Below are 13,455 nucleotides of genomic sequence, written 5' to 3'. Positions count from 1 at the left end.
GCGTACCGGGCGCCGCCCCCGCACCGTCACAGGACTGGTGCGGGGGCGGTCGGCGTCCTCAAGACCCGCTCGGGGCGTGGTCAGCGGGCGAGCACGACGGTCTTGCCGGGCAGCCGCCCGGAGGCGGCGTCCCCGTGCACGGCGGCCAGCTCGGCCATCGGGCGGCGGTCGGCGACGTGGAGCCGGAGCTTTCCGGCGTCCATCCTGGCGACGAGGGCGGCCAGCTGTGCGCCGTCGCTGCGGACCCACAGGCTCGCGGTGCGCACCTTCCGGTCGGGGACCTCGGGGACCGGGCCGGCCGTGCTGGCGGCGACCCCGCCGTCGGCGACGTAGTCCGCCAGCCGCGCGAGCTCCTCCGGGGAGACGCGCACGTGGTTCACCACGACCTGGAACGGACCGCCCACGGCGGCCGGGCCCGCGGCGAGGTCGAGGGGGCCGACGACCCGGTCCGCGCCGTAGCCCCGAAGGCGGTCGGCGTGCTGCGGCGCGTCCACCGCGGTCACGTGCGCCCCCGCGTCGACGGCGAGCTGCACCACGAGGCTGCCCACAGCGCCCCCCGCCCCGTTGACCAGGATGCTCTGTCCGGGCTTCAGCTCGGCGAGCTCGAAGGCCGTCTGCCAGGCCGCCAGGCCGGTCAGCGGCAGTGCCGCGGCGTCGACCAGCTCGATCGTCCGGGGTGCCGGGGCCAGGGACTCCGCCGGTACGAGTGCGTACTCGGCGGCCCCGCCGGCGGAGTCCAGGGGCAGCATCGCCACGACCCGGTCGCCGACGGCCGGGCCCGTCACGCCCGCGCCGAGTTCGGCGACGGTGCCCGCCAGGTCGATCCCCGGCACGTAGGGGAGGGTGATCGGGAGCATCTCGGCCAGGACGCCGGCGCGGATGTGGTCGTCGACCGGGTTGAACGAGGTGGCCGCCACCCGCACCAGCACCTGGCCGGCGCCGGGGACCGGACGGTCGACCTCCTCGTGGCGCAGGACGTCGCTGCTGCCGAACTCGTGGAAACGGATTGCCTTCATAACACTTTCCTCCGGGGTGTGGTGGTGCCGTCGCCCCAGGACGGGCGATCGGGCGCGAAGGTGAAGCACGTCGAGGCGCTCAGACCAGCTGAACCGACCGGGTGGAGTTGCCCATCACCATGCGGTCGATCGCGCTCACGGCGCTGCCGGGGTCGTCGGCGGCGCCGACGGTCAGCAGCAGCGGGACGAAGTGGTCGGCCGTCGGATGGGCGATCGCGGCGCCGGGCGCCTTGTCGCGGTAGTCGGCGAGGGCATCGGCGTCGCCCCGGGCGAGGGCGTCGACGGCCCATGCGTCGAAGGCCGCGGTGGCGGCGGCGAGCTCGGGCCGGCGGAAGACGGCGAAACTGTGCGTCATGAAGCCCGAGCCGAGAACGAGGACGCCTTCCTCGCGCAGGGGCCGCAGGCGTGTGCCGAGGTCGAGCAGGGCGCCGGGGTCCAGGCCGGGCATCGACAACTGCACGACCGGGACGTCGGCGGCGGGGTACATGGCCATGAGCGGGATGAAGGCGCCGTGGTCGAGGCCGCGGTCGGCGAACTCGTGCACCGGTGTCGGGCCCAGCAGGCCGGTGAGCCGCCGCGCCAGGTCGGTGGCGTCCGGGGTCGCGTAGGGAAGGGTCTTGTAGCGGGGGTGGAAGCCGCTGAAGTCGTAGTGGAGCGGGACGCCGGCCGCGGCTCCCGATATCGCGGCCGGCGCCTGTTCCCAGTGGGCCGATACCACGACGACGGCCCGGGGTTTGGGCATCGACCGGGCCCAGCCGAAGAGGTCGTCGAGCCACTGCGGGTCGTCGAGGGTGAACGGGGCGCCGTGGCTGACGAAGAGGCTGGGCATGGGTCCGTCGGAGGGGGTCCACACCCGCTGTCCGCGCGCCTGTGGCAGGACCCGGGCGAGGAGGTCGTCGTACGCCGCGGCCGGTGCGCGCGGCGGTACAGAGGGGTTCAGGCTGCTCGTGGTGGTCAAAATCAACTCCTTCACTTGCTCAGGAAAGTGTTTTTACTTTCCCAGGCAAGTGAAACGTAGCCCGTCGAGGGTTGCCTGCGCAAGTGATGCGAGTTGCCCAGGCAAGTATGATGGGGCTCATGGACACCCAACCCTGGCTCGACGACGACCAACAGGACCTGTGGCAGGCGCTGCTCACGGTCGTCATCGCCCTACCAGCGGCCCTCGACCGCCAGCTGCAGCGGGAGGCGGGCATCTCCAACTTCGAGTACGGGGTCCTGGCCCGGCTGTCCACGGCCGACGAGGCCACGATGCGGCTCAGCGAGCTGGCCCGGCTCTGCGACAGTACCCAGCCCCGCCTGTCGAAGGTGATGGACCGTTTCGAGGCCCGTGACTGGGTCGTCCGCCGACCCGACCCCGGCGACGGCCGGTACACCCTCGCCACCCTGACCGGCGCCGGTCGGCAGAAGCTCGTCGAGAGCGCGCCGGAACACGTCGCGCAGGTGAAGCGGCTCGTGTTCGACCCGCTCACCGCCGCTCAGCGCCGCCACCTCGGGACCGCGCTCACCCGCATCGCCGCCACCGTGCGCCAGGAGACCGAAGGGGGCTGAGCGCGCCCTTCCCGGACGGGGGTTCCCGTCGGCCCCGCCCCCGCGACGCCGGTGACGGGGTGGGGGGCGCTGCGAGGTGGGCTTCGGCCGCGCGTAGGGGCTCGGCGCACATAGAGGCGCGGTCGACCTGCTGCAGGCGGCCCGGCGTCAGGGGGCTCGTCCCGGGTTCGACCACGGGGGAAGGCCGGTGCTGCACGCCTCGGCGACCAGCAGGGCGCACACGCTGAACAACGCCCCCGGCTCCACCGCCGGCAGCCGTTCGGACCACCTCCAGCGCCGGGCCACGCCGCTGAACCGGCTCGTCGGCGCCGAGTCCTCCTGCCACCTCGCCCGGGACGCCGAGGAAGTGCGGGCCAGGGCCGAGGCCCTGGCCCGCACGTGTGGACCCCTTACACCTGGGCGTATCCACCGTCGGCGTGGAACTCGGCGCCGTTGATGTAGCTCGACGCGTCCGAGGCGAGGAACGTCGTCAGGGCGGCGATCTCCTCGGGCTCGGCGAGCCGGCCGAGGGGGACAGTGGCTTCGGCCTGCTTGAGCGCCTCGGGTGGGACGAGCTCCAGCAGGCCTTCGGTGCGTGTACCGCCGGGGGATACGACGTTGACACGGAAGCCGTGTGTGCGCGCGCTGAGGGCCCAACCGCGAGCGAGGGTGCGAACTGCGGCCTTCGACGCCGCGTAGACCTCAAGTCCCTGGTCGGGTCGGGTCGAGGCGGTCGAGCCCGTCAGGATCACCGAAGCGTTCTTGCTGAGCAGCGGTAGCGCCTGCTGGAGCGTGAGGATCGTTCCCTTGACGTTGGTGGCGAACACCGAGTCGATCAGCTCTTCGGTCACCTCGCCGAACGGAGCCGCGATGCCGATGCCGGCGTTGGCGACCAGCACGTCGACGCGTCCGGCCTGGTCCCGCACGGTGCTGTAGAACGCGTCGAGCTCGGAGGGCACCGAGACGTCGCAGACGACGCCGGTCACGCGGTCGCCGAGCTCGGCGACCGCGGCGTCGAGCACGTGCTTGCGGCGACCGGTGATGAACACCGTGGCGCCCGCGTCGCGGAATGCGCGAGCGGTCGCAAACCCGATGCCGGTGCCGGCCCCGGTAACGACGGCGATCTTACCTTCCAAGACGGCCATGCCGCCCTCCTCTTCATTGTGGACTGGTGCGTCAATAACCATACCCCTGTTATGGACCGATCGGTCAAGATGTGGCTCGTGTCGAAACATCGGGGCTCCGCGTCTCGGGCCCACCCCGTCACCGGCGGCGGCATCGCAGGGGCGGATCGGCCACCCGGGGCGGCCCAAGTCGTCGGTCGCGGATCGGGCCGACCGGCAGCCGGCAGCACACAGAGGGCCTGCAGGCGGACCGCGTTCCCCCCGGAAACAGCGGCGCGCAGCTCGAGGGCGCGCCGCAGGGTGCCAGGCCGGCCGCGGACTGCGGCGGTACGGGCCGGTCGGTAGGGCGCTGTTACTGCGCTGGGGCGGGCAGTAGTCGTGCCAGGGTGGAGTGAGCGGTCGTGCTCAGCGCGTCGATATCCATGCCGGTGCGCCCGAGCGCGATGAGACCGAGCTGCGCGACAAGGGCCGCACGGGCGGTCTCGGAAGGATCGGCGCCGGGATCGAGGTCGCCTTCGCTCCGGGCGCGCTCCAGCGCCGTGGTGAGGACGGCGGTGATCGCGTCGTAGCTGCGGCGGGCCTCGGCAGCGACGTCCGGGGTGCTAGCGGCAAGCTCGGCGTTGCTGTTGGCCAGCAGGCAGCCCCGGCGCGCAGCCGCCCCGGTCGGGTCACCGGTCAGGCCGAGGACGAACTCGCGCACCACGTCGACCCCCTTGGCGGCAGAAGCCAGACGCTCGCGCAGTGCCAGCAGGTTCGCGTCGTCGTACTCCCGCAGCACCCGGAGAAACAAGCTTCTCTTATCCCCGAACGCCCCGTAGAGGCTGCCCTTGCCCAACCCGCTCACGCGCAGCAGGTCGTCCATCGACGTCGCCGCGTACCCCTTGTCCCAGAACTCGTCGCGGACAGCGAGAAGCACGCGGTTTTCGTCGAACTCCCGAGGTCGCGCCATCCGCCCAGCGTACTGGTTCTGGACTACGCGGGCCACAACGAGGGGTTCCGCGTCGTCCGACGGCTTGTGCCCGGCGCGCACAGCGAAGACGACGCCCACCGCGTGGATCGCGTTGAGATTGGGGCATGACAGGACCCTCGGCCGCAGTGGTCGAAGACGCTGGACCGCAAGACCGGTCGGCACATCGGCCTCTTCCTGGCGATGAGGGCCCGACGGGTCGCCGATCCCGTCGCTCTGCCAGAAGGCCGGCGTCGCGACCGCCGATGCCGGGGGTCGAGACAGTCAGGAGTTGTAGATCGAGTGATCTGCTTTCTCCGTGGCTCCGGCCGCCGTGATCACTGCGTGTGGTCGCTGGAGGCGTAGCGGCTCCAGGTCCCGCCCGCCCGGGCAACGGCCCGGGGGGTGGTCGTGGAATGGAACCCCAGCGCCTGGGCGAGGACCGGTGCGGGGCCTGGAGCACGAGTTGACGCAGCGCGGAGGCGCGCACCGCCGTTCCGGGAACACCGATGTCGCGGATCAGCTCGGCGGGACTGTGCGGATACAGGGGGCGTCCGGCCCTGCGTCCGGGAAACAGCCAGGTCGCATCCCGGTTGTTCGTGTTCATGCCGGTCCGTCGGTCCCTGGCCTGGAGCGGCGGGTCAGCGAAGGGTTCGGGGACCGGGACCGGGGCCGGTGGGTCGCCGAGCCGGATGAGCACCCGCCAGTCGGCGTCCTGGGTCAACCGACAGGCGGGTCGGCCTGGTCGACGCGCTCGACACGGAAGGCGTCCAAGACCGCGTCGGCGATCAGCGCGGGCATCTCACCGACCGGGCGGCGCACCCCGAGTTGCGCCTCGATCTCGTCCGCGATCACAGCGGCGAGTGCGTGGGAGACCGCGCGCTTGTCCATCGCACCCTCTTCCTCTGCGCCGGGTGGACAGGGAGCCCGAAAGGAACTGAGGTCGATGGCGGCGCGAGCGCGGTTCATCACGGCGTCGTAGCCGTGAGCGCCGAGTTCCGGGAGGATGAGCGGCGCGAGCGCCTGCTGTACGTCGGACAGCACCTTCTGCTCGACCGGTCTCGCCGATTCGATCGAGCTCAGGTCGTACGCGAACTCTGCAAAGGCGATCAGCTCGTGTAGAACCGTCGCCTCGGCCTGCGACATGCCCAGGGTCACGGACCCGTCGGGGGCATCGGTTGCACGCATCGCATCGCTCCTGCTCAGATGTGTCATCGTGTCGGAACTCGACGGCGGCGCCGTCGGCCGTCACGTACTCGGGCGCTCTCCCCGGCCGAGCTCCAACGCCTCATGCGCCGAGCGGTCGTTCGGCCCGGCGGGATGGTCAGGGCGCAGCCGATGACCCTCCCCGTGCGATCGGTGGCCGCCGGCAGCGCCGACAGGCCCGCGGGAACCCCGCCGACCACGGGCGCGGCGGGCGTCTCGGCGCGGCAGGACGCGGTGGCTCACGGAGCCGCCGCGGGAGCGTCGCCGGGGGAGGGGGCGCTGTCGGCGGGCGCGTCCCCGTGATCGGTCGCCCGTCCGGGGCCGGGGGCGTCCCCGGGGGCGCCGGGGCGGCCCTCGGGGTGCAGGTGGGCCATCAGCCCCCGGAACCGCACCCAGGAGTCGTGCTCCACCCCGGTACCCACCTGGTACCAGAACGCGGGGGTCAGCGGCGGCCCGAACGGCAGCGGGCGCACGGGGGCGCCCAGCGCCCGACCGGTGCCGATGACGGCCACCGCCTCCTGGCCCAGGGCCATGCCCACCGGCAGAGGCAGACCCGCCCAGTGGGGCGCGTAGGTGAGATCGGCGCGGCCGCCCACCCGGCGCACCGTCATGGTCCGCAGCACGTCCCGCTCGGTCAGCTCCCCGACCAGCGAGGGCAGCACCGACAGGTCGGGTTCGGCGCCCTCGGGGTACCCGACGGCGAACGTGATCGCCTCGCGCACCCCGAACGAGGTGCGGCTCACCCGCACCGTGCCCGCGAACGGGCGCACGCCGTCCTCGCGCGCGCCCTCGGGCGGGCCGGAGAACGCCGCCCAGGTCCGGCCGGGGGCGCGGTTGCGCACGGTCCGGGTGAACACGGCCCGCCTCCACTCCTGGGGGAGGGGCTCCGCCGTGCCCCACACGGCGGGCGGGCCGCCGCCCAGGCGCTCGGCGAGCAGTTCCACGGAGCGGCCCAGGACCAGGCCGTTGTCGGCGGGGTGCTCCACGTTGAGGTCCACGTGCAGTTGGCAGCCGCGGTCGGCGTCGTCGGCGCGGAACGCCTCCGGCGGGCCGTCGGCCCGGGCGTCCCCGTCCACGGTGAAGGCCTCGCGCTCGTCCCAGCGCAGCCGAACGCCGGAGAAGCCGTCGTAGTAGGAGCCCCCGGGGGCCTGGACCACCCAGCGGGCGGCGGGGGACATCAGGAAGGAGTGCAGGGCGTGGGTGATGCGCGAGGTCGAGGGGGTGACGACCTGGAGGCGCAGGCCCCTGCGGCCGTGGCGGGCCAGGACGTCCACGATCCAGGGGGAGAGCGGGACCAGGGGGCGGTCCTGCACCACGACGGCGGCCTGCTCGGTGAGGGCGGTGACCGCGGGGTGGCCGGTGGCGCCCTCCAGGAACGGATCGCGCCGGTCCAGCCCGGGGGCGGGCTCCCACACCGAGCCGCCCAGGCGCTCGGCGAGGCGGCGGGCGAAGCGGCCGACCACCCCGGCGGTGTCGGCGCCGGGGAGGTCCGCGCCGCGGGCCTCCACCCAGTACGGCTGGGCGGGCAGGTCGTCGGCGATGCCGTCGGCGAGCAGGCGCTCGGCCTCGGCGGACAGGGCCAGCTTCTGGGCGGCCTGCATGGCGGCGACCACCCGGCCGCCCTCGTCGACGAGCTCCACCAGGGCTCCGTCGGCGACCAGGCGCACCCGCAGGTCGCGCCCGGCTGCGGCGAGCGCGTCGATGAGGGCGCGGCGGTCGGGGGCGTCGGCCAGCAGGGCGACCGCGTCGTGGCTCAAGGGGGACTCCTCAACACAGGGGGGCGGACGGCGGAGTGGTGCCGGGTGGGATACGCGGGATGTCCGGAAGGTTCACGTCCATGTGTTCCCGGAGCGGCCGCGGCGACGCCTCCGGCGGCGGGGGCGTCGCCGAACCCGCTCCGGACGGACCTCCGCGGCGCCCGGTGCCGGAGGGGGCGGGTGACACCCCGGTCCGCGCCGCCGCAGGTCGCGGGCGCCTCCGAAACCCTCGCGCACGGGTGGTTTCCTTTGGTCCGAAGACGGTGAAACCTTCAACGCGGAGGGGACGTCACACCTGTGTCCGCGTCCCGGGAGCCGGCCCCGCCGGCCGCCGGGGCCGTGGCCCCGGGCGACGTCCGACCGGTAGCCTTTTCCTCCCGCGACGCCTGACCCGCGCGCCGCCCCCCCGCCCGCACCCTTCCGGAACGACCCGCACCCCGGGACCGACGGGTCCGGACCGCGCCGGCCGCACGCCGACCGGCGCACACGCGAAAGGAGCAGTCCGTGTCGCAGTGGAACATCCAGCCCGCGGCCGTGGGCGGCGTCCTCCAGGCCGTCGCCGGCCACCTCGGCGAGGAGGGCAGCGGCGAGGGCCTGGTCGGCGTCATGGAGAACGTCGAGGAACACCTGGTGGACAGCGGCGAGTACGCCAAGAGCGGCATCATCGGCATGGCCCTGGGCGAGTTCGCCGAGCACTACTTCGGGATCATGGGCGACATCGCGGGCCTGACCATGGCCGCCGTCACCGGCGCCAGCGAGGCCACCACCCACTACATGAACGGCAACCTCGAGATGGCGGAGGAGGCCCAGGCCAACGCGGGAGTGATCCCGCCCCCGCCCCCGCCGCCCCCCTCGAACGGCCCCAACCAGGCCGTCTGACGCCGCCTCCCCGGCGGCCGACGGCCGCCCCGACGCCCCCGACGTGAAGGGATCACGATGAGCACCACCACCGCGGTCAGCGACCTCGCCGTCCGCATCCACGCGATCGACTGGGACGGCGACCTGGAGCACACGCGGTCGCGGGTCGCGCTGATGCGCGAGTACCTGCGCCGCTCGGCCGTGTGGACGCGTGCCCTGGGCGCCAAGGGGTGGCCGTTCTACGACATCGCGGAGTTCGCGGCGCCGGGCGTGCGCGCCGCCGACGAGGTGGTCGAAGGCGTGCTGGGGAGCCCGGTGATCATCGCGCAGTACCCGACGGTGGGCAAGAGCTGCGTGTGGGCGCTGCACATGGCGGCGGCCCGCGACGCCGGGGCGTCCCTGCCCGACCTGCCCGACCCCTTCGAGCCGCTGATCCGCATGTACGAGCGCGGCGGCGGCTTCTCCCTGTCGACCACCGGCACGATCGACATCGACGCCGCGGGCCTGTACCGGGGCACGCTCCCCACCCACCTCGGGGACGAGCCCAGGGCCCCCGAGACCGAGGCCGGGCTCGACGCCCTCGACGGCGCCGGCGCCTGACCCTCCCCGGTGCCGTGCGCCCGGCGCACGGCACCGCCGCTGAACCCTTCCCCCGCCCCCTCCCACCGGTGCCAGCCCCCACCGGCCGCCCGGACCCGCTCCGCCCGACCCCCCTCGGCCCGGGACGCGGATCCGCCCCGCGCAGACACGTACGGAACCCGGGAAGCACCGCGGCCCCGCACCGCCCGCGACCTTCCCCCGGCACTGGTAACGGTGGTCCCCCTTGTCCGACCTGATCGATCCGAGCGGCTTTCCCGTCCCCGAGACCCTCACGTACGCCCTCGACGCCGTGGCCGCGAAGCTGAAGACCGACGGCACCGACCTCACCGACACCACCGCCGACATCACCGGCGCCTGGGGCGGGCTGCAGGGCATCTACACCGCCCCCGAGGACCAGGACCTCTTCACCGTCCTCAACCCGCTCACCGGCGACGCCGAGGACGTGTCCGGCGCGCTGTCCAGCGCCTCCGGGGCGCTCATCGACTTCGCCGAGAAGGTCCGCGACATCAAGGCGCGCTGGGCCACCCTCAAGACCGACTCCTACGCGTTCCTCAGCAGCATCGACTACGGGAGCAAGGAGGACTGGGACGAGGGCAGCGGCTTCCTCTGGTGGAAGGAGGAGAGCGAGAACGTCACCAAGCACAACGACCTCCTCGACCGGGCCGCGGGCCTGATGCACGAGTTCGAGGAGGCGGAGCGGACCTGCGCCAACGCCATCACCGGGCTGTTCGGCGGCACCACGTTCATCGCCCAGAGGGCCGACGGGTCGGTCACGGCGGGCGACGGCGAGTTCGTGTACGGCTTCGACGCGCCCCTGGAGGGCATCGCCATGGAGTGGGGGGCGCCGCAGACGACCGACCACGCCTGGTACAACGACGTCGGCGACGCCGTCGGCGACTTCTTCGTGGGCATCGCCGAGGACGTCGGCGGGATGGTCGGCGCGCACGGCCCGGACGGGTGGTTCGCCGGGAACTGGGGCGACAACCTCTGGGAGTACTGGGGCGGCACCGTCGAGGGCCTGGGCGCGCTGGTGGGCGTCGGCAAGGACGAGAACGGCGAGTGGGGCTTCTCCTGGGAGACCGCGGGCAACGCCTGGAAGGATGCGGCCCACGCGGTCGTGCCGTGGGAGGAGTGGGGCGAGCGGCCCTGGTACGTCATCGGCACGGCGGCCCTCAACATCGGCGCGACGGTGGGCGGCGCGCTGCTCACCGCCACCGGTGTCGGCGCGGTCGTGGGAGTGCCGCTCATGGCCTGGCGCGGCGCCAACATCGTCAACGCGGTCGGCGGCAGCCGCACCCCGGACGTGCCGGACCTGTCGGAGTTCCCCGGAGGCATCGACCCGTCGGTGCTGGCCCGGGTGCCCCGGTTCGGCGACGGGTCCATCACCCCGGTGGATCTGAGCGACCTGGCCGACCTGGACCTCAGCCCCGCGGACCTCGGGCGGATGACCGACGCGCTGGAGCGGCTCAACGCCGCCGGCACCCCGGACCTCCCGGACGGCGACGGGCGGCGCACCACGGGCGACGGCTCCGACGGCGACACGGGGTCCGACGCCGAGCCCACCGGGGACACGGGGTCCGTGCCGCGCGGGACGACGAACACGAACACGGATCCGGAGCCGGAGAACGACAACCGCCGGAACGGGGACTCCGGCTCCGAGGAGACCGTCGACCCGACCGCCGACCAGCTCGACGCGGGCGCGGACTTCCTGGACGGCGTGGACCCGGAGTCGCGCCGCGACCTGGCGGAGGGGCTGGACGGGGAGCAGAACCGCTGGGTCGCCTCCCAGGTGCCCGACGACGCGGCCGCGCTCGACGACACGCCTGTGGACCGCTTCGAGGCCGACCACGAGAGGGTCGAGGTCGACAGCGCGGGCAACGAGATCGACGCCCGCGACGACGGCACGTTCGACAACAGCGTGGACGGTGCCACGGGGCTGGACGGCCCGCGGGGCGGCACGACCGTGGTGGACGCGGACACCGGGTCGGGACGGGGCGGCAACGGCGGGTCCGATGGGTCGGACCGCGGCCACCACGGCGCGGACGGCGGCGGCCTGCCGGAGCGTCCGGACGGCGACCTCACCCCGGACGGCGACCTCGCCCCGGACCGCACCGACGGCGCCGACGGCCCGGACGGGGAGCGCCCGGAGCACGTCCAGCGGGCCGGAGGGTCCGAGGGCGACAACAACCCCTCGGCCAACCTGGAGGAGGGGCCGGGCTTCTTCGACAGCCAGGGCGACCACATCGAGGTGGGGCGCCGGGACGAGACCGGCACCTACTTCGACGACGAGGGCAACCGGTACATCGACGTGCCGGAGAGCGCCGAGGCCCTGGAGCGCTACAACGAGATCCGCGCCGACGACGGCGACGTCGACCGCATCTCCGAGAACACCGGCTTCGACCCGGACGTCATCGACGAGATCAAGCAGCACCTGTTCTTCCGCGAGCACCCGGACGTCCCGGTGCCGCCGGACGGGACGACCCAGCGCAGCGGCCGGTTCGCCCCCATGGACCACATCGCCGACCTGTGGCGCAAGGCCGAGGCGGGCACCCTGGACGCCTCGGAGGCGGCCCACTTCCGCCGTCTGGTCATGCACGAGTACGTCGAGGCCCGGCTGATGGACGAGGGCGTCCCCTACCGTTCGCGCGATCCGCAGCTGTGGAGCGACGACACCTACACGCCGGACCCGGACCGGAACGGCGCGCACGACATCGCGCCCCGGGAAGGCGGACCCAACGCCTTCAACCTGTGGGAGAAGTGGGGCATCCCCTCACCCGACCCGGACTTCCGGATCTCCGACGACCTGTCCAACCTGGACGGGTACGTCGACTCGGCGCTGGACTGGTGGCGCGACCGCAACCCCTACGACGGCGCGGCGAACCGGCCCTCCTTCGAGCACACCCAGAGGCTCGACGCGGGGGACCCGGGTTTCCCCGGGGAGAACCAGCGGTTCGGGACAGGGGCGAACGGGGCCGAGGTCCGCCTGGATCCCGACACCCTCTACCGGGTGGAGGGCCGGGGGGTCTTCATCACCGACTCCGACGGCAGGATCACCCACGTCGAGACCCGGGCCGGGACGGACACCCAGGGCAACCCCGAACTCGTCTACCCCAGGCCGAACGCCACGTACTACGTCGACAGCCCCAGGACGGGCGGGCAGCTCGTCTACGAGACCGACGCCAGGTCCAGGACGGTCTCCATCGAGGGCGAGCTCAGGCCGGGGAGGGAGTCGCGCAACAACGAGCAGACCGCCATCGGCCACGAGGGCAGGAACTACTTCGAGGAGTACAACGCGCGCGACGACGCGGAGTACGTCTACGACACCTCCACCTGGCAGGGCGGGCACGTCGTCGCGAGCAACTTCTTCGCCGGCCCCGGGGAGCGCATCAACATCATCCCCATGCTCAAATCCCTGAACCACACCGGCGGGGGTGCGACCTTCCTCCAGAACTGGGGGCGCCTCGAATACCTCTGGAACGGGATCCTCTCCGGGGATGACGGGCGCCTGGGCCGGGCGTACAGCACCGAGTACGCGGAGGGCCAGCCGGGCGGGAAGCCGGCGCTCATCGACCACTGGCGCGACCTCGCCGGCGACAATCCCTCGATCACGTTCCGGGTGGAACTCAAATACGATGACTCGCTTCCGGATTTCGACCGGGAAAAATTCCAGGCGAGGCAGGAAAACCTCAATAGCTATGCGGATCGGTATGACAGAGACCGGCCTACGGAAATGGATACCCTGGGGGCCCCGCCTGGGGAAATCGTGGTAGACTGGTCGCTTAATGGCGAGGACCAGGCGATGTTGGTATATGACAACCATCCCACGCGGACTCCGGTGAATTAGTGGAGGGAAATTCGATGGATCTTGCCAAGCAGCAGGAGCTGGTGCGCGACATGGCCCTTGAGCTGGTCGGGGCCGCCCCGGCCGGCTGGACCTCGATGAATTACAGGTATGACTACATCGGGGGTGCTGCGGCGAGCGAGAATCTCGTGACCTTCGAGAGTGGAGAAACAAAGAGGAAGCGTCACCCGTATTCCGTCAGCCAGAAGGCCAAGTTCCTCAAGGGCGAGATGTACGAGGAGGGCAAGGGGACATGGCTGGCCATGTCGATTCTGGTGACCCGTCCGGAGAAGTTCAAGGCGGAATTCCATTACGACAGGGAGCTTGGGGTCCACCCGATTCCTCCGTCGCCGGACAGCTATGTCTTCGAGCTGAGCAAGTTCCCCCGGGACGACGACGCGCTCTCCGACTGGCTCAGGGAGAAGATCGCCCAGGCGCAGGGCTAGGGCGTGTCCTGGAAGCGGCTGGATTCCCCTGCCCCGCGTCGGCCCCGGCGCGCCCTCGTCCTTCTCTGACAGGGCGGCAGACGCCATGACCACGCGGACCGGGGGAGCCGTTCACACGTCGGGCACATGGCGTG

General features: G+C 72.6%; 12 protein-coding genes. 5 read left to right on the top strand and 7 right to left on the bottom strand.

The window, feature by feature from the left end:
• Positions 1 to 80 precede the first annotated feature (80 nt).
• Both OUQ99_RS17310 and OUQ99_RS17305 read right to left on the bottom strand, forming a co-directional pair.
• Positions 81 to 1,016 carry an NADP-dependent oxidoreductase gene (locus OUQ99_RS17310; RefSeq protein WP_267944799.1) on the bottom strand — a complete coding sequence of 312 codons (936 nt, stop codon included), beginning with the start codon at positions 1,014 to 1,016 and terminating at the stop codon, positions 81 to 83.
• Between the two features lie 79 nt (positions 1,017 to 1,095).
• Positions 1,096 to 1,974 (bottom strand): dioxygenase family protein, encoded by an 879-nt coding sequence (locus OUQ99_RS17305; RefSeq protein ID WP_267944798.1) that lies wholly within the window; start codon positions 1,972 to 1,974, stop codon positions 1,096 to 1,098.
• Between the two features lie 119 nt (positions 1,975 to 2,093).
• On the opposite strand from OUQ99_RS17305, the gene OUQ99_RS17300 reads away from it, so the two are divergent.
• Entirely contained in the window at positions 2,094 to 2,564 is a 471-nt protein-coding gene (locus tag OUQ99_RS17300; RefSeq protein WP_267944797.1) for a MarR family winged helix-turn-helix transcriptional regulator, read from the top strand.
• 147 nt (positions 2,565 to 2,711) lie between these two features.
• Here OUQ99_RS17300 and OUQ99_RS17295 read toward each other — a convergent pair whose 3' ends face one another.
• The 5 genes from OUQ99_RS17295 to OUQ99_RS17275 all read right to left on the bottom strand — a co-directional run bounded on the left by OUQ99_RS17295 (position 2,712) and on the right by OUQ99_RS17275 (position 7,576).
• Positions 2,712 to 2,942 carry a hypothetical protein gene (locus OUQ99_RS17295; RefSeq protein ID WP_267944796.1) on the bottom strand — a complete coding sequence of 77 codons (231 nt, stop codon included), beginning with the start codon at positions 2,940 to 2,942 and terminating at the stop codon, positions 2,712 to 2,714.
• 11 nt (positions 2,943 to 2,953) lie between these two features.
• Positions 2,954 to 3,688, bottom strand: a complete 735-nt coding sequence (locus OUQ99_RS17290; protein WP_267944795.1) for an SDR family NAD(P)-dependent oxidoreductase — start codon at positions 3,686 to 3,688, stop codon at positions 2,954 to 2,956.
• A gap of 331 nt (positions 3,689 to 4,019) precedes the next feature.
• Entirely contained in the window at positions 4,020 to 4,715 is a 696-nt protein-coding gene (locus OUQ99_RS17285; RefSeq protein ID WP_267944794.1) for a TetR/AcrR family transcriptional regulator, read from the bottom strand.
• A gap of 618 nt (positions 4,716 to 5,333) precedes the next feature.
• On the bottom strand, positions 5,334 to 5,801 hold the full coding sequence (locus OUQ99_RS17280; RefSeq protein WP_267944793.1) for a hypothetical protein: 468 nt from the start codon (positions 5,799 to 5,801) through the stop codon (positions 5,334 to 5,336).
• 257 nt (positions 5,802 to 6,058) lie between these two features.
• A complete protein-coding gene (locus OUQ99_RS17275) occupies positions 6,059 to 7,576 on the bottom strand; it encodes a DUF6177 family protein (protein ID WP_267944792.1) in 1,518 nt (505 codons plus the stop codon).
• A 504-nt stretch (positions 7,577 to 8,080) separates the two neighbouring features.
• On the opposite strand from OUQ99_RS17275, the gene OUQ99_RS17270 reads away from it, so the two are divergent.
• The 4 genes from OUQ99_RS17270 (at position 8,081) to OUQ99_RS17255 (ending at position 13,321) form a co-directional block, all read left to right on the top strand.
• A complete protein-coding gene (locus OUQ99_RS17270) occupies positions 8,081 to 8,455 on the top strand; it encodes a DUF6507 family protein (protein WP_267944791.1) in 375 nt (124 codons plus the stop codon).
• Between the two features lie 57 nt (positions 8,456 to 8,512).
• Complete coding sequence (locus tag OUQ99_RS17265) at positions 8,513 to 9,034, top strand: hypothetical protein (RefSeq protein WP_267944790.1); 522 nt, start codon at positions 8,513 to 8,515, stop codon at positions 9,032 to 9,034.
• A 223-nt stretch (positions 9,035 to 9,257) separates the two neighbouring features.
• Complete coding sequence (locus OUQ99_RS17260) at positions 9,258 to 12,878, top strand: DNA/RNA non-specific endonuclease (protein WP_267944789.1); 3,621 nt, start codon at positions 9,258 to 9,260, stop codon at positions 12,876 to 12,878.
• 14 nt (positions 12,879 to 12,892) lie between these two features.
• A complete protein-coding gene (locus OUQ99_RS17255) occupies positions 12,893 to 13,321 on the top strand; it encodes a hypothetical protein (RefSeq protein WP_267944788.1) in 429 nt (142 codons plus the stop codon).
• Positions 13,322 to 13,455 lie beyond the last annotated feature (134 nt).

Origin of the sequence: Streptomonospora nanhaiensis, assembly GCF_026642255.1 — a bacterium.
GTDB lineage: Bacteria > Actinomycetota > Actinomycetes > Streptosporangiales > Streptosporangiaceae > Nocardiopsis > Nocardiopsis tropica.
The sequence above is the reverse complement of the archived record's forward strand: the minus strand, read 5'-3'. Positions and strand labels throughout refer to the sequence as shown.

Excerpts from the sequence above, each read along its gene's own strand:
- OUQ99_RS17265 (WP_267944790.1), top strand. The coding sequence starts at position 8,513 with ATGAGCACCACCACCGCGGTCAGCGACCTCGCCGTCCGCATCCACGCG.
- OUQ99_RS17255 (WP_267944788.1), top strand. The coding sequence starts at position 12,893 with ATGGATCTTGCCAAGCAGCAGGAGCTGGTGCGCGACATGGCCCTTGAG.
- OUQ99_RS17310 (WP_267944799.1), bottom strand. The coding sequence starts at position 1,016 with ATGAAGGCAATCCGTTTCCACGAGTTCGGCAGCAGCGACGTCCTGCGC.
- OUQ99_RS17290 (WP_267944795.1), bottom strand. The coding sequence starts at position 3,688 with ATGGCCGTCTTGGAAGGTAAGATCGCCGTCGTTACCGGGGCCGGCACC.
- OUQ99_RS17280 (WP_267944793.1), bottom strand. The coding sequence starts at position 5,801 with ATGCGTGCAACCGATGCCCCCGACGGGTCCGTGACCCTGGGCATGTCG.
- OUQ99_RS17300 (WP_267944797.1), top strand. The coding sequence starts at position 2,094 with ATGGACACCCAACCCTGGCTCGACGACGACCAACAGGACCTGTGGCAG.